At 63.3% G+C, this 15,712-nt stretch carries 12 protein-coding genes; 1 reads left to right on the top strand and 11 read right to left on the bottom strand.

Going from position 1 to position 15,712, the window contains the following annotated elements; translation table 11 throughout:
• Positions 1 to 2: 2 nt before the first annotated feature.
• Positions 3 to 1,532: an FAD-dependent oxidoreductase gene (locus C1X29_RS16325; protein WP_102717903.1), complete on the top strand. Its 1,530-nt coding sequence runs from the start codon at positions 3 to 5 to the stop codon at positions 1,530 to 1,532.
• Here the strand turns inward: C1X29_RS16325 and pgaD are convergent.
• The 11 genes from pgaD to C1X29_RS16270 form a co-directional block, all read right to left on the bottom strand.
• Positions 1,525 to 2,058 (bottom strand): poly-beta-1,6-N-acetyl-D-glucosamine biosynthesis protein PgaD, encoded by a 534-nt coding sequence (gene pgaD / locus C1X29_RS16320; protein WP_074689361.1) that lies wholly within the window; start codon positions 2,056 to 2,058, stop codon positions 1,525 to 1,527. The two genes, C1X29_RS16325 and pgaD, sit on opposite strands and share 8 nt — an antisense overlap.
• Entirely contained in the window at positions 2,055 to 3,410 is a 1,356-nt protein-coding gene (pgaC, locus tag C1X29_RS16315; RefSeq protein ID WP_085746287.1) for a poly-beta-1,6-N-acetyl-D-glucosamine synthase, read from the bottom strand. Before pgaC ends, pgaD begins: the two co-directional genes overlap by 4 nt.
• A gap of 1 nt (position 3,411) precedes the next feature.
• Positions 3,412 to 5,409 (bottom strand): poly-beta-1,6-N-acetyl-D-glucosamine N-deacetylase PgaB, encoded by a 1,998-nt coding sequence (gene pgaB / locus C1X29_RS16310; protein ID WP_102717902.1) that lies wholly within the window; start codon positions 5,407 to 5,409, stop codon positions 3,412 to 3,414.
• Positions 5,410 to 5,421: 12 nt separating this feature from the next.
• A complete protein-coding gene (gene pgaA, locus C1X29_RS16305; RefSeq protein ID WP_102717901.1) occupies positions 5,422 to 7,902 on the bottom strand; it encodes a poly-beta-1,6 N-acetyl-D-glucosamine export porin PgaA in 2,481 nt (826 codons plus the stop codon).
• A 259-nt stretch (positions 7,903 to 8,161) separates the two neighbouring features.
• A complete protein-coding gene (locus C1X29_RS16300) occupies positions 8,162 to 9,667 on the bottom strand; it encodes a YdgA family protein (protein ID WP_102717900.1) in 1,506 nt (501 codons plus the stop codon).
• A gap of 199 nt (positions 9,668 to 9,866) precedes the next feature.
• Positions 9,867 to 10,502, bottom strand: a complete 636-nt coding sequence (locus C1X29_RS16295; RefSeq protein WP_085746283.1) for an NADH:ubiquinone oxidoreductase subunit N — start codon at positions 10,500 to 10,502, stop codon at positions 9,867 to 9,869.
• 93 nt (positions 10,503 to 10,595) lie between these two features.
• A complete protein-coding gene (locus tag C1X29_RS16290) occupies positions 10,596 to 12,038 on the bottom strand; it encodes an efflux transporter outer membrane subunit (protein ID WP_102717899.1) in 1,443 nt (480 codons plus the stop codon).
• Positions 12,035 to 12,922, bottom strand: coding sequence for an HlyD family secretion protein (locus tag C1X29_RS16285; RefSeq protein WP_102717898.1), 888 nt, complete (start codon positions 12,920 to 12,922; stop codon positions 12,035 to 12,037). Before C1X29_RS16285 ends, C1X29_RS16290 begins: the two co-directional genes overlap by 4 nt.
• Positions 12,919 to 13,128, bottom strand: a complete 210-nt coding sequence (locus C1X29_RS16280; protein ID WP_007957657.1) for a DUF1656 domain-containing protein — start codon at positions 13,126 to 13,128, stop codon at positions 12,919 to 12,921. The genes C1X29_RS16285 and C1X29_RS16280 overlap by 4 nt, the downstream gene beginning before the upstream one ends.
• Entirely contained in the window at positions 13,125 to 15,188 is a 2,064-nt protein-coding gene (locus C1X29_RS16275; RefSeq protein ID WP_102687449.1) for an FUSC family protein, read from the bottom strand. Before C1X29_RS16275 ends, C1X29_RS16280 begins: the two co-directional genes overlap by 4 nt.
• Positions 15,185 to 15,613: a MarR family winged helix-turn-helix transcriptional regulator gene (locus C1X29_RS16270; protein ID WP_011331882.1), complete on the bottom strand. Its 429-nt coding sequence runs from the start codon at positions 15,611 to 15,613 to the stop codon at positions 15,185 to 15,187. The genes C1X29_RS16275 and C1X29_RS16270 overlap by 4 nt, the downstream gene beginning before the upstream one ends.
• Positions 15,614 to 15,712: the final 99 nt, after the last annotated feature.

Below are 15,712 nucleotides of genomic sequence, written 5' to 3'. Positions count from 1 at the left end.
CCATGACCCTGCACCGTGTCGCCCGTTTCGCCGATGTGCCTGAAGACCGTGGGCTGGAGGTGCAGATCGGCGACTGCAAGATCGTCCTGCTGCGCGCCGCCGGCCAGTTGCGCGCCTTTCAGGGGCAATGCCCGCATGCCGGCGCGCCGCTGGCGGAAAGTGCGTTGTGCCACGGCCGGCTGATCTGCCCGTGGCACAAGGCAGCTTTTCGCGCCGAAGATGGCGCGTTGTGCGAGCCTCCGGCGCTGGACAGTCTCAAGCGCTATCCGCTGGAACTGCGCGGCGACGAAGTATGGGTCGATGACCAGCCGCTGCCGGATCCGCACACTCCGCCGCAGGACGATCCGCGCACCTTTGTCATCGTCGGCGCCGGTGCCGGGGGAACGGCCTGCGCCGCCGCCCTGCGGGAAAAAGGCTTCGGCGGGCGGATCGTGCTGATCGACCGCGAGCCGGACGCCGGCTACGACCGCACGGTGCTGAGCAAATTCGTGCTGTCCGGGGAAATGCCGCCGCCGGAAACCCCGCCCCTGCGCGATGACGATTTTTACCGCGAACAGCACATCAACCGGGTTTCAGGCGAGGTCACCGGGCTCGATGCCGATACCAAAACCCTTCACCTGAGCGATGGCCGCACACTGCATTACAGCGCGGCGGTGCTGGCCACCGGCGCAGCGCCCAACGCGCTGAAACTGCCCGGTGCCGACCTGCCCCAGGTGTTTGTCCTGCGCTCCAAAGCCCAGGCGCAATCCATCATGGACGCCGCCCAACCCGGTCAGCGCGCGGTGATCATCGGTGACAGTTTCATTGCGCTCGAATGCGCTTCGGCCCTGCGCCAGCACGGTCTCGAGGTGACGGTGCTGGCGCGCCATGCGATTCCCTTCGCGGCGCAATTCGGTGAAGCCGTCGGCAAGGCGATCCGTGCGCTGCACGAAGAAAACGGCGTGAAATTCATCACTGATCACGAAGCCAGGGAGATCACCGGCGACGGCAAGGTCGAGGCGGTGTTGCTCGACAACGGCCTGCGCCTGTCGGCGGATCTGGTGTTGGCGGGAATCGGCGTGCATCCGGCCACCGAAGCCTTCGGCGATCTGCTGCGCGAGGACGATCAATCCTTGCGAGTCGATGCCGGCCTGCGTGCCGCGGACAGTCTGTGGGCCATTGGCGATATCGCCACCTTCCCGCTGAACGGCAAACCGCAACGCATCGAACACTGGCGCCTGGCCCAGCAGCACGCGCGAATCGCCGCCGCGAACCTGCTCGGTGGCGATGAGCATTACCTCGACGTGCCGTATTTCTGGACCTGGCATTTCGGCCGCAACTACGACTATCTCGGCCACGCCGAGGCGTGGGATGCAGTCGAATTCATCGGCGAACCCGAACAGCCGCCATTTATCGGGCTGTTCGGGAGCAAGGGCGTGGTGGTGGCGGCGGTGGCCTGTGAGCAGGAACGGGCGATGGCGCTGCTGGCCGAACGCATGAAGCAACCGCTGCCGATGGAGGAAGCCTGGCGGCTGATTCGCGCCGTCAGGTGATCCGGTTCAGCGGCTCGCGGTTGTCGTCGTCCTCGGCGTGCAGAAAGATCACCCGAGGATGCTCCAGCGGGGCCAGCGGTGGCGGGAGCTCCTGCGGCTGAACCGGCCACAGATGCGGCACCACATGACTGACATCGCCGTCCTGATCGTTGTGGATGGTCATCACGCCCGGCCCGCGCAGCTTCTGAAAGCGCTCGTCGCACAGTTTGAAGCTGCGGCTCAGCCCCTCATCGTCGACCACCGGGGACGGCAGGCGGCGCTGAGCGAAGCTTCGGCTCTTGCGTTGCTGATAGCGCGCCCAGCCGATCAGGATAACTGCGTTGACCAGCGCCACCCACAGATAAATCTGCAAAGTGCCGAGGGCTTCGAACGCCGAATTGTCGATGCGCGGCCCGCCTTCGTGGGTCTCGATCAGCGGCCATAAACCGCGCGCCAGCAGATACAGCAGACCGATCCAGGCCAGCACCGTGAAGAACGCATCGACCACCACCAGAAACGGCCGTTGGCGGGTCCGGATGATTTTCATTTGATAACCTCCTCTTCATCGTCCCCGAGCGGCTTGATACCCCGGTCGGGACTGACCCAGCGCGCACGCTTCTGGTGTTGGCCGAACAATACTTTGGGGAAACTGACCAGCGTGGTCAGCAGGCTGACGAACCAAAACGCAATCGGATACCAGACCACCCAGAACATGGTCTTGCCCAGGCCCGGTTCGTAACGACGGTCAATGATGATGCTGACCGCGAACTGCACCAGGCAGACAAACGCAAGCAGCAGACCGGTAAACGCCGGGGGCATCAGGTGATCGACGGCAATGGCTTCAGGCATGACCACGAACTTGCCGACGCCCCAGAAGATCACCGACAACAGGAAGGTGAACGCCCAGCCGGTCGACAGGCAGTATTCGAACAGCAGCGGCCACAGGTAACGGTGACGGTACTGCCAGATCCCGCGAATGTTCTTGAACAGCACCTCGGCACCGCCCTGGGCCCAGCGCAGGCGCTGCTTCCACAGACCGCGCAGGGTTTCCGGCATCAGGATCCAGCACAGGGCACGGGGCTCGTAGAAGATGCTCCAGTGGTCCAGTTGCAGCTTCCAGCTGATGTCGATGTCTTCGGTGATCATGTCCGGGCTCCAGTAGCCGACCCGGTTCAGCGCCGTGCGACGGAACGCGACGATCACCCCCGACACGGTGAAGATCCGCCCAAACACCCGCTGGGTGCGCTTGATCAGCCCGATGATCGACGAGAACTCGCCGACCTGAACCCGCCCGACCAGAGTCGAACGCGTGCGGATCCGTGGGTTGCCGGTCACCGCACCCAGTCGTGCGTTGTCCAGCATCGGCGCCACCAGATAAGCAGCGGTGTTCGGCGCCAGCAGCGCGTCACCGTCGATGCACACCAGATATTCGCTGCGCGCCGCGATGGCGCCCATGCGCAGGGCCACGGCCTTGCCCTGGTTTTCCGCCAGGTGCAGCACGCGCAGCCGCGGGTCTTCCTTGGCCAGCGCATCCAGCACTTCGGCGGTGTTGTCCTTGGAGCCGTCGTTGATCGCGATGACTTCGATGTTCGGGTAGTGCTGCGCCAGCGCCGCGTGGATGGTGTCGGCGGCGTTGTCGCCCTCGTTGTAGCAAGGGATCAGGATCGAAATCAGCGGTTCGCCTTCCAGCGGTGGCGGCAGGGTGTCGTCCTTCCACGGCCAGTGCCGCTCCCAGTGCAGCCAGAAATACAGGCCACCGGAAATCCACAACCCGGACATGAACAGCGGGTAGAAGAACACGAAGTCCATCAGGAATTGCCCGGTGACCAGGAAGATCAGCCCCAGCGGGACGCCGAGGACGATCGCCAGAACAAGCAGGGCCAGCAGTCTATCCAGCATGTCATGGGTTCCATTTGTTGGAGAGTGCAGGCCGCACGGTTTTCAGGTCCGGCAGGTTCTCGAGGAAGTTGTCCGGGTAGTAGCCGAAACTGGTGGCGCCCTGACGCTTGAGGCGGCTCATCCAGTCGGCCAGTTGTGCGCCGTCGATGTCGGCCTGATCTTTTTTCGTCCAGTCTCGGGCTTGCAGTTCGAACACCGTGCGGTCCAGCGCACCAGGGCGCTGTTTGATCTTCGCCACCAGCTCTTCGAGCCACGGGCCGGATTGCGCATGGGTCTGTTTTTCCATGAGCGGCATGGCCATCGGCGCCGTCCAGTCGTAAGTCCCGAGGAAGTCGTCGAGGTTCTGCGCGAACCACGCTTCGCTGTGCGGATTGAGCACAGGCTCAGCGAAGATGTTGCGTGCGGTGAGCACTTGCGGGCCACGAATCGCGCGCACCTTGGCGGTCAGTTCGTTGGTGAAGTCGATCAGGTAGCGGCTCTTGAAGCGCGTCCAGCGCTGCATCGCCACCGGATCGTCACGCAGAGCGGCGATCGAGCCCGGCAGGCCGTTGGCGGCATAGGCCTTCAGCGCCTGAGGGCCGGCGTCTTCGAAGTCCGAAAGCACTGCGTCGTCGTGGTAGAGGATGCCGTCGACCGAGGTCAGGCGTGCCACGTCTTCGTAGATCTCGCCGATGATCCGCCGCACCTCGGGGTCGAACGGCGACAGGCGTTTGTACTGATCCGGGTCGACAGCGGTCGTGCCGGTCTTCGGATCCCAGCGAGTCACCCGTGGCAGCTTCGAATCCAGTTCGAAACTCAGCACCGGCATCCACGCAAAGACCTTCACGTGAGCCCGGGTGCGCAATTGCCAGGCGACGCGGTCGAACAGGTCGGCGCGCATCGGCAGATGACGGTTGGGGAAGTACAACGAATGCACCAGCCCATCGCCCTTCGGATCGGCGAAGGCTTGCAGGAACACGGTGTTGGCGCCCATGTCGGCCATGCGCTGGATCAGTTTGCCGAGGTTGATTTCCTGCTGCGCGGGATCCGGGTCGTAGACGTTGTCCAGATCCACATGCACGACGCGCATGGTGAATTCCGATTGCACGCCAACCACACTGTTGGCGAAGTGCTCGCCGTCAGGGTCGGAGGCGACCAGGAAACGCGGCCCGCTCATCAGGTTGTCGAGAGCATCGAGGCCGTCATCGAGGGTCAGGGCCATTTCATAGCCCTCTTCGCTGACCACGGTCAGCGACGTGCCGTCCGCCGTCCCGTAAGGCCAGACCCAGACGCGCGGTTTCTTCCCGGTGTTCTTGCGGATCTTCTCCGAGATCGCCTGCACGTCGGCGCGGATCCGCGCCTGGAAATCGGCTTCGGATTCGTAGCGTTTGCTCACTGGATCGTAGCGTCGGGTCGCGGCCGCCGGCTGCAGGTTGCCTTGCGGGTTGGCGAGGATGCCTTTGTGGCTGGCGTCGGTGTGAGCGGCGATTTCCACCAGGCCCGATTGCGAGATTTCCCGCACCTGAGCCCAGGTCAGGAAGTCCGAGCGCGGACGCGGCGTGCCAGCGAAGTCCACCGGTTGGTTCAGCGGCGTATCTATCCAGGTGCCGACCGGCGCCAGCAGCGCATGCCAGTTGTAGGCGCGCAACACCGGCAGTACGCGGGTGTAGAAGCTTGAGTAACCGTCGTCGAAGCTGAGCAGGATCGCCTTGGGCGGCAGTTCCGGCCCGCCTTTGCGCGCGGCCATGATCTGGTCGACCGTCACCGGTTTGTAGTTGTTCTCCCGCAACCAGGCGAGCTGTTCGAGCAGGCGCTCGGTGCGCACCGCCACCACTGCCTGATCGGGATCACGGTCTTCGACGTCGTGGTAGGCAATGCCCAGCACGTGGTTTTTCGGCCAGGGCTTTTCATTGGCTGCCAGCGGTCGCTCGGACGGCGGCACGAAGGCCGGGGCTTGCTGGGCGCAGGCGCTGACCAGCAGCACTCCCAGCAGAAGGATGAAACGCGAAATCAAAGGCATCTTCAAACTCTTCTAGAAGCGGAAAGTGAGGTCGACGAGCAGACGCAGATCGGTTTCCCGGTCACCGTCGTAGGGCCGGTTGATCACGCTGAACAAACCGCCCACCTCGAACACGTCGTTCCAGGCGTAGCGCTGGCCGTAACCGAGCAATGCCATGCCGCCGGTGCCGTGATCACGCTGGCTGTAAGTCCCCGCGCCGGCCTGGAATTGCTGGCTCCATACCGTTTCGTAGCGGTGGTACAGCACGTGATTGACGTTCAGCAGCGGCATGACGCTGAAGTCCGACTTCGGGTTGAAGTACGGCACGTCATCGGACTTGGAGTTGTGGCTGGTGCCCACTTCCAGGCCCGCGTCGACTTGCAGGTTCGGCGCGCTGTAGACGCCCTCTTTTCCGGTCAGCAAGGCTTCGACGCGATTGTTGCCGTCGCTGAAGTGCGACGGGCTGACCGACAGCCGCCACTCGCGGCTCTCGTTGGCGCGCCAGCGGATGAAACCGCTGCCGCCGTTGGCCTTGATATCGCTGTTCAACGCCCGCAGCGGGGTTTCGGCCGAGAGGTATTCAAGGCTGCCGCCGTATTGCCAGTGGTCGTTGATATCGCGGGCAATCGCCAGACGCGCGCCCTGCTTGTCGCCGAAACCATAGGAATGATTCGACACCTCGGCTTCAAGGGTCATGTCGCGAGTACGACGCTCCAGACCGACACGCTGGAAGCGGTGGTGGCCGGTGCCTTCGGCAAAATCGCCGGTGGCGTATCCGGCCCCGGCGAACACCCGCCAGTCTTCATCGATCGGCGGGCTGTAAAGGGTGGTCTGGATGCCGAAATCGCGGCTGCCGGAGACCGCGCCGGCATCGCCACCGCTGCCTCCGTTGGCCTTGCCGCCATAGGCTTCGACGCGCAGCTCGGACATGTCGTGCACTTCGCGTTCACGGGCCAGACGCTGGACCTGACGGTTGTCAGGAAAGCGCGCCACCACGTCATCGGTCAGCGCATCCATCTGCCGCCATTCCTGCAGGTCCATGGCGGTGCGGGCCTGTGCGACTTCCAGGCCCATGTCGCGCGGCGCGATGCTCTCGGTTTCCTTGAGCTGATTTTCCGCGCGGCGCGGCCAGTTGCGGGCCAGGTACAAGTCCGCCTGGGCCAGGCGCAGGCCGATATTGCCCGGCGCCTGATCCACCAGGGTCTGCAAGCGTTCTTCGCCGTGAGGCAGGTCGGAACCGTAGGTGCCGGCCTGCGCCGCCAGTTGCTGGGCGTCCATCCATTCGTCGTTGGGGTTGCCGATCGGCAGGCCCTTGAGTTCGACGCGCGGCTTCTGAGCCCTGGCCTGATCTTCAGCGACTTTGCGCGCCTCTTCGGCGCGGTCGCTTTCCAGCAGCGAGTAATACAGCGCCGTGGTGTCTTCGAGTCGGTCGCCGACATCGGCGTCCGGCGCTGCCAGCACCTGACGGTAAAGATCGGTGGCGATTTCCGGCTGGCGCTGATCCAGATAGGACGCCGCCACCCAGCGCAGGGCGTAGGTCGGGATCTTCACGCCTTCGGCTTGCAGCTTCTGGTATTCGCTGATGACTTCGGCGGTGCGCGCCCGGGCCTTGAGCGCGCCCATGCGGTCGATGCGCCAGCGGGTCACGTCGTCGTGGGCAGTGGCGTCCGGAGTCCAGGTGGCGAGCAACTGGTCGTAGTCGGCCAGGGCGCGATCAGCGATCACGTAGCGTTCTTTTTCGCTGCGGGTGGCCAGTTCGGCGAGTCGCACGCGTTCCGCAGCCAGATCGCCTTCAAGACGGCGCAAGGTGACGGGATCGATCAGCCCTGGACGCCGTTTGGCCAGCCGCAGTGCCGGCTCCGGCAGACGCGCCTTTTGCAGGGCGACCACGTATTCGCGAGCGACCTCGGGTTTGTTGCCGGCGCGAACGAAAGCCTGGTCGTATTCGAACAGCGCGTCGTACGGCTTGCCGGCGCGATTCAGGGCGTAGCCCAGCGCCAGTCGGCGGGAAGGATCATCGGGTTTGGCGGCGACCAGCGAACGGGCGCGGATCACCCCTTCGTCGGGCTTGCCGGAGTCGGCCTGGGTCAGCGCCAGACCGAGTTGCAGGTCGGCGTTGTCCGGCTCCAGCGTCAGGGCCTTGTTGTAGACCTCGATCGCCTGATCCCAGCGTTTGAGGTTGCGGTAGGCCCGGGCGGTGGCGGTCAGCGCCTGAACCGGCAGTGCCCGGCCACGACCCTGAGTCTCGTAGACCTGCACCACTTCGGCGTCGAGCCCGGCCCAACCGGCAATTTGCAGGTGATCGCTGACCTGGCCGGTGGTGGCCTGGGCCGGCGGTACCTGACGCAAAACGGTCAGCGCGGGCGTGTAATGCCCGGCCCGGGCGTCGAGCACCATTTGATCGTAGGCCGTGTCGGCGAACGCGAACGCCGGCCAGAGCAACTGGCTGCACAGCGCGACTCGAAACAAAGGGCGTAAACCACGATGTAATACAGGAACATCAATACGCGGCATTCGTCAGCATCCTTACATGGCCAGCCGGGTAGCAACGCCCCCCCTTGCCCATTTCGTAACGGAGGCCAAGCAAAAAACGCTCAGCCAAGCTTATCCAAGCAGTCTTGCACGCAAGCGTAGATCAATATTCAGAACACAATAATTGTTCAGATTCGTGACGATGACTGGCCCCGGCTAACCGTTAACCCGGATGCCAGACAGCAAAACGCCCGGCGTCTGCGGGTGCAGAGGCCGGGCGTTTCGGTGACGCGCGAGGCGTTTACTGAGGCTGTTCGATACTGCCGAACTTGCTCATCAGGAAGCCCACGAACTGCTCGACGGTCATCTTCTGGCCGTTGAATTCAACCTGATTGGCGGCGTAATGCAGCTTGGTGACAACGTTGGTGCCATCCAGTGTCGCCAACTGCGAACCAACGGCCATGCCGGCGAACATGTCGGCGCCAGCGCTGGCCTGGTCGACGATGGCCTTGGCATCGGTCTGGCCATCGATTTGCGCCTGGACGCTGAGCAGATCGACCAGCATCGGCTTGGACACCAACACATTGATGTCCAGCAGCGCGATCAACTGTTTGCCCAGTTGATCCGGTGGCAGGTCCATCGACGCAGGCTTGGTCAGATCAAGCACCAGATTCGCCCGGCTTTCGCCGTTGGCGGTTTTCAGCGACAGGTCTTCCAGCGCCAATTGCGGCCCGGCCGCCAGCAGTTTCTGCAGGTCGGCCTTGACCTGGGTGGACTCGGCTTCGGTCAGGTTCAGCTCCGGTGCCGGCAGGCCGGCGGCGGTGGCTTCGGCAGCGGCTTTTTCGTATGGCTGCAGCTTGGTCTGGTAGATCTGCATCAGCGACATGGCCGACGGGATGTCGAGATTTTTCAGGCTCATGGCCAGGTTGGCCGAACCGATCTTCTTGTCGTTGAGGGTTACTTCAGCAACCTTGTAGTCGGCACGGCCGGAGGCGTTGCTGCCGTTCTCTTCAGTGCGGTTCTTCATCTCGAAGTTCTTCACGCCCAGTACCGACTGTTTGGCGCCGAAGGTGGTCTTGCTGCTGGTCAGCTCCAGGGTGTTCTCGCCGGTGTAGTAGCCGTAGGTGCTCTTGGCGAGGTTGCTGGCCAGGGTCAGGCCGTTGAGTTCGATCTGCACCGGGGTCTGGTCTTCGGCGACCGTGGTCAGGCGCAGGCTGTCCATGTAGCCGTCGGCCTTGACCTTCTGGGCCTGAGCGCTGGCGGAAATATCCATGTTCAAACCGGAAAACTTCAGGTTCGATTTTTCATCCAGCGCAGTTTCCAGTGGCAGCAGTTCGAGGTTGCCGGTGGTGGACTGGTCGTAGCCGATGTTGACCACACCTTTGAGCGGCGCCGCGCCCTTGGTGGCGGCAAACCATTTTTCGGTGATCGGGGTCTTTTCCAGTTCGTAGTGACTGGTGGCCATGACCGGCAGCCATTTCAGCGACACCAGTCGCGAGAACGGCAGCGGGCCGTGTTCGATGTGATCGACGAACAGCAACTCGACCGGCGTCTCGCCGAACATTTCACCCTCGCCCTTGAGGCGATAGTGCGCGGTGCTGCTGAAGGTGTTGCGCTCAAGCGATACCAGCTCCAGCGATGCACTGCCGTTGGAGCCGGCCATGGCGGTCTGCAACTCGCTGTTGGCGTTGGCGACGGCATTGTTCAGCACGCCTTCGATTTTGGTGCCCGTGTACCAGGCCCCGCCTACGCTGATGGCGCCAATGGCCACAACAATTCCGAGAAGCACGCCTGCTGATTTATTCATGAATGACCTGATCGATTTCCGTGGCTGAAAGTGTGGTCGTCTTCCCTGAACCCGTGACCGGGCCGTGGCGCGACTCCGCTGAATTTAGCGGTGGAGATTAGCACTGGCAGTGCGACGCGGCCCAATGTTTAAAGGTTAAAGAATGTCCACGAGACATGGACAAACAAAAAGATCGCCGGGTTCGGCGATCTTTTAATGATCAGGAATATTGCACCTCGATCTCGTCGAGCTGATGGTCGAAGCTTTTCAGCCGTGCGGTCCAGGTGTACACCAGCACTTCGAAATCCCGGTCGATCACCGTCCCGCCCGGCCCGTCGCTGCGCGGGTCGCAGAAGTCCAGTTGATAACGCTCGCGGGCCATGGCGGTTGCGACGTCCGACAGTTCGCGGGCGTTGTTGAGCCAGTGCCAGCCGTCGCCGGCGACTTGTCGGTCGAGGGCCAGACATTGTTTTTTCAGAGCTTCGAGGCTTTTTTCCAGCGGCGTGCCGGTGAGCTCGCCCATGACTTCGGCGAAGGTCCGCCCCGGTTGCCAGTAGCCGCCCCAGAAGTAGCGGTCGAACACGGTTTCGACTTTGCGCAGCGCGACCTTGGTGTCCCAGATCAGCAGCAATGTCTTGCTTTGCTCGAGCTGGCGTTTCTTGAGTCGCTGGGTCTGCACCAGCGCCGACGCCACGACCACGATCGCCATGACCGCGATCAGCGCCACGGTGCTGTCGAGGAAGACCATTGCCTTGTCGATCTGGTGGGCCAGCATGATGCCGTAGAAATAGGTGGCCGACAGCAGCACCAGGGCTACCAGGGCGCACCAGAAGCCGAGAGCGTAAGGGTTTTTCATTATTGGTTTCCCCTAGACCTGCGCTAGCGATGTGCACTGAAAAGGCGCCTGGTTCGGGGCGCCCTTTCAATACTTCAAAGCATAGCAACGGCCTCAGGGTTTGCTGGCGCTCGAGGCTTGCGTTCGTCCGCTTTCCCAACCGCCACCCAGGGCAAGGAATAAATCGATCTGGCTCATGGCAACCTGGGTGTTGGCGGCGGCCAGTTGCGCAGTGACGTCGGTGTAGGTGCGGGTGGCCTGCAGGTCGGCGAGGAATGACTCGCGGCCGGCCTGGAAGAAGCGGTGCGTCTGGTCGGCCGCCAGCTTCGCCGACTGCTCGGCATCGGCCAGCGCATCGCGGCGTTGCAGCAGCGCGGAGTACTGGGACAGGCCGGTCTGGGTTTCGCGGATGGCGTTGAGCACCACGCCGTCGAAATGCGCCAGCGCGCCCTGGGTCGTGGCTTCGGCTTCGCGGATTCGGGCCCGGGCGCCGTTGGTCGGCACGCTCCAGCTCAGCGACGGGCCGAAGCCCCAGCGGTTGGTGGACGGTTTGCCAAGGTTGTCCAGAATGCCGACAGTGCCGATCGTCGCGCCGAAGCTGATGTCCGGGTACAGCTCGCCGGTGGCGATACCGATACCAGCCGTCGCAGCCGCCAGACGCCGCTCGGCCTGACGGATGTCCGGCCGACGCTTGAGCAGCGCAGCGCCATCGCCCACCGGCACCAACTGGGCGATTTTCGGCAGTTCGGCGCAGGTCGCGGTGCCGGCCGGCAATTGATCGACAGGCTTGGCCAGCAGCATCGACAGACGGAACAACCCGGCCTGCCGCGCCGCCTCATAGCGCGGCATGTCGGCGCGCAGGGATTTGAATTGGGTCTGCGAACGGGTGACCTGGGTTTCGTCGCCGCGCCCGGCATCGCGCAGACGCTGGATCAGGGTAGTGCTCTGGGATTGCAGATCGAGGGAGTGCTGAGCGATTTCCCGTTCCTCGTTCGCCGCGCAGACCTGGGTGTAGGCCCGCACCACGTCGGCGACCAGGGTGATGCGCGCGGTATCGGCCGCGGCCTGGGTTGCGTCGGCGTTGGCCTTCGCCGCTTCGATCCCGCGTTGCAGCGTGCCCCACAGGTCGAACTGGTAGGACGCGCTGATGCCGATATCGCCAATGTTGGCCACCGGCACTTTCTCCGGCAGCAGGAACGCCTCGCCGGATTCCTGCAAGCGTTGCGCGCCCATCTTCACGCCGCCGCTCCAGCCACCGGCCGCTTCGGCTTCATCGACCTGCGCACGGGCCCGCGACAGGTTCGCCGCCGCCACCCGCAGATCGGTGTTGGAGGCCATGGCCTGCTGCACCAGTTGATCCAGACGCGGATCCTGATACAGCCGCCACCAGTCCGCCGACACCGGGGCCGACACCACCGGTTTGCCGGCCACCGCCAGGTCGCCCTGGAAATCCTTGCGCTGGATCGCCGCGTCTTCGGGCACGTGATAGTCCGGCCCGACCATCGAGCAGGCCGACAGCATCATGCCCAGTCCGGCGACCATCAGGGCCCTGTTCATTGCGTGGGCTCCTGCGGTTGATCGTCGATGATCGACACGGTGGCGGTACGCCCGGCGATCATGCGGAAGTCATCCGGCACGTCGTCGAAGGCAATGCGCACCGGAATCCGTTGCGCCAGACGCACCCAGCTGAACGCCGGGTTGACGTTGGGCAGCAGGTTGCTGCCGCTCGAACGGTCACGGTCTTCGATACCGGCGACGATGCTTTCGACGTGCCCGCGCAGGCGAGCGCGGTCGCCGATCACGCGGATATCCACCGACTGCCCGATGTGGATGCCGTCGAGTTTGGTTTCTTCGAAATAGCCGTCGATGTGGAACGAATTGCTGTCGACCACCGACAACACCGGACGCCCGGCGGTGACGAATTCCTGCGAACGCGGCGCACGGTCGTTGACGTAGCCGTCCACCGGGCTGCGGATCACCGAGCGATCGAGGTTGAGCTGAGCGCTGTCCACCGCCACCAGCGCTTCGGCCAGGGCCGATTGCGCGCGGGCCACCTTCGACTGGCTTTCTTCCAGCTGTTCGGCCGGCACCAGATTGCCCAAGCCACGGTTACGTTTAGCTTCACGCTGCGCCTGTGCGAGGGTTTCTTCGCGATCAGCGACAGCCGCCCTGGCCTGGCGCAACGCCAGTTTGAAACGGTCCTGGTCGATGCTGAACAGCACCTGACCGCGTTTCACCAACTGGTTGTCCTTCACTTCGACCTGTTGGATCAGCCCGGACACGTCCGGGGCGATCTGCACGATGTCGGCGCGAATGTGGCCGTCGCGGGTCCAGGGCGCGAACATGTAATACATCACCATGCGCCAGACCACGACGACGGCGAAAGTCACGATCAGCAGCGTCAGAACGACGCGACCGAGGGTCAGAAACGGTTTTTTCATGTCATCAGGTATCGACTGAGTGAATCCACGCCGTACAGCATCACGGCGTAGAGAGCCACGTTGAACAATGCCCGGTGCCAGACCAGACGGTAGAAATGCAGGCGTGTGAGCACGCCGTGTACCAAAACAAACAGCACATAAGTGATGCCCATCAACACCAGCAGGGTCGGCAGGAAAATGCCGCTGATGTCCAGATCACCGATCATAGGGGCGCTCCTTCGGGCAGCGGTTCTTCGGGCTCTGCGTTGGAAACGAATTCCACACCGGGCAACAGCGCCAGCCGCAAACCGCTCAAGGCATGCAACAGGTTGAGTCGGGTTTCTTCATCGCCATGGCCATTGAGCGCGCGGCGGGTGCGATCCATGGTCATCAGCAAAGCGCTTGGTGCCGGCAGGCGTTCGCCGGCCTTGAGACAGGCCCGGAAATATTCGCCGACCTCTGCCACCACTTGCTTGAGCAGCGCGTTCGGTGCGCCCGTCACTCGCGGCGTGTAGGCGAGCAGGTCGAGCAGGTTCAGCCCCACGCGCACTTCGCGCATGGCGATACCGGTGTCCTGGCCAGTCAGCGCCAGACGCGGCAGGTGCTGCATCAGGCGGTCGAGCAGTTGCACGCCAAGCTGTCGGTGTTCGGCGAGGTTGGCCGGTTCGGTCATGCTGACGATATCTTTCCAGCTGAAACGGGTCAGGCGCTTGGCCGCCAGTTCGGCGCCGAACGGCCGGGCGATCAGCGTCCAGATAAACGCAAACAACAACCCGATCGGGCCCGCCAGGTTGGAATTGACGAAGGCAAAGAAGTCCGCGTCGTAAGCACCGGAAATGCTGATGAACGAAGAAGTGTTGACCAGCGTCAGCAGCATGCCGAGGTAGAAGCGTGGCTGCACCGTCAGGGTGCCGACACAGATGAACGGCACCGCGAACGCCAGCACCAGCATCGGAAAGTCATGCAGGTTCGGCAGCACCAGAAACAGGTACAGACTGGCAAACAGCACCGACATCCCGGTCCAGAAAAAGAACCGGTAGATCTGCGGCGCCGGGTCGTCCATCGAGGCGAAGAAGCTGCACGACACCGCCGCCAGAATCACCGCGCTGCCGCCGTCGGTCCAGCCGAGCAGGATCCACAACACCGAGGCGACGATGATCGCCAGAATGGTCGAGGCCACCGAATACAGCATCAGCCCGCGGTCGATGAATGGCGTCAGGCGACCGAGGCGCCAGTGACGATACACCGCGCGCCAGCTGTCCTGGCGCTCGCACAGGATTGCGTCCTGCAGGCTGCGGCAGTCCTGCCACAGATCGATGAACTCGCCGAGGCGATACAGCGCGTTGGAAAACAGCAACTGCTTGCGATCTTCGAGGGCTTCGGCGCTCGGTTGCAGCGCTTCGAGCTGATCCCGCAGCGCTTGCCAGCGTTCCAGATCGGCGTCTTTGTGGCCAAGCCATTCGCGGGTCGCGGTGAGTAGCGGGGCGAATTTTTCCACCAGCTCGGGCGTGCGCCGTTCGAGGGCGTAAAGCGAATCCTCAAGGGCGTCGATCACCGGCAGCAGATGGATCATCCGCCCGCGCAGTTCCTTGGTGTTGCGCACCGTCTGCGGCCGCGCACCTTCGTGCGGCAACTGGCCGATCATCAACTCCAGGCTGTTGAAACTGCCGACCATCGCCATGCGCAGGGCTGCGACCTCTTCGGGCTGCACGTCGCGGCTGAGGAATTTCAGACTGTAAGTTGTGGCGTCGGCGAACCACTTGCCCACGGCATCGTTGAACACCGGTGCCAGGCGCCGTGGCCAGAACATCGCGCCGACCACCGCCGCCACGGCGATGCCGAGAAAGATCTCTTCAGTCCGCGACTCCGCCACGTCCCACACCGCCAGCGGGTTATCCACCACCGGCAGGGCGATCAACGGCAAGGTGTAGCCGGCCAGCATCAGCGCGTAGTTGTTGGCGGTGCGCAGGTGCAGGGACAGGAACAGCAGAATCCCCGTCCACAAGGCGATGACCACCACCAGCACGTAAGGGCTTTGGACGAACATCGGCACGAACAGCACCGCCGCCGCCGCACCGAGAAACGTACCGATCGCGCGATACAACGCCTTGGAACTGGTCGGGCCGAGGAACGGACTGGAAACGATGTACACCGTGGCCATCGCCCAATAAGGACGCGGCATCTGCATGAGCAAGGCGATGTACAGCGCGGTCATCGAGGCCGCGAACGTGCGGATCCCGTAGAACCAGTCCCGCGCGGGGGGCATGCCGGAAAAAAACCCGTTCACGGATTGATCACCGTTGGCGGAGTGGCCGCCTCAAAAGCTCTCAGTACCCGAAGCGTAGCCTCCAGATCGCGCTGGTCGATGCCTTCGAGCACTTCATGACGCAGACGCACCAGTTGCGCCTCCACCGCTTGCACCAGCTCACGGCCGGTGTCGGTCAGGCTCAGGCATTTGGCGCGACGGTCCTGGGCATCTTCGGTGCGGCAGACAAACCCGGCGTGACACAACTGATCGAGCAGGCGTACCAGCGACGGCGACTCCATCCCTGCCGCCTGCGCCACCTGCACCTGGCGCACACCCTCGCCCAGCCGCCCGATCATCAATAACGGGACGGCGCAGGCTTCGGAGATTCCATAATTGACCAGCGTGGTCTGGCAGATCTTCCGCCAATGCCTGGCGGCCACCACCATGGCACTACTGATATTCATCTGGAGAGCGTCGAGGTTATTCGGCACGAGGGAATGCACACTGTTAGTTTGCTAACTATCAATATCGCATTGGTGGGGAAATTCAGTCAAGTTTTGAAA

The sequence above is a fragment of the Pseudomonas sp. GW456-12-10-14-LB2 genome (genome assembly GCF_002884345.1).
Taxonomy (GTDB): Bacteria; Pseudomonadota; Gammaproteobacteria; order Pseudomonadales; family Pseudomonadaceae; genus Aquipseudomonas; species Aquipseudomonas paraglycinae.
This window is presented reverse-complemented; position numbering and strand designations above follow the sequence as displayed.